Here is a 501-nt window from a genome sequence, read left to right on the forward strand (position 1 = left end):
TGGTGACGGTCAAAACTACCCAAGCAGCCGTCAACCCTGACCAAGATGGTGACTACAACTTACAGACTCGTTATCGCCTAGATATCAAACACGATTGGAACAGCTATTTAGCCACTCGTTTAGGTGGCATTTATCAAGAAGATGATTACACCGGCATCACGAGAAACGACGAACGATATACCCTTTCCGCTGGCGTTGATTATCAAATTAGACGCTGGATTCAATTGAAAGCGGATTGGCAATATCAAGACAAAACATCCAATCGTTCAGGTTATAGCTACGACCAAAATGTCTGGACATTAAGCGCGCAATTTTCGTTGTAACAAGGAATGTTAATGAATCCATTATTCAAGTTAATTGGCCTAGCTCTGCTACTTTTCAGTACTTTTGTTAGCGCGAATTCAAACGAACAAGATTACCTACTCGATACTGGTGACACTATTTCAGTGCAAGTTTACGGGGAGGAAGATCTTTCTATTAAAAACATCCTCATCACGTCAG

Annotated in this window: 1 protein-coding gene and 1 pseudogene; both read left to right on the forward strand. The window is 41.5% G+C overall.

Annotated elements, in window-relative coordinates; all coding sequences use genetic code 11:
* On the forward strand, positions 1 to 323 hold a 323-nt coding region (locus R7Z77_RS28835), incomplete at its 5' end, for an outer membrane beta-barrel protein (protein WP_318137498.1).
* Between the two features lie 12 nt (positions 324 to 335).
* A pseudogene (locus tag R7Z77_RS28840) lies at positions 336 to 501 on the forward strand (polysaccharide export protein); the annotation flags it as partial.

This window comes from Vibrio sp. 1401, from assembly GCF_033340295.1.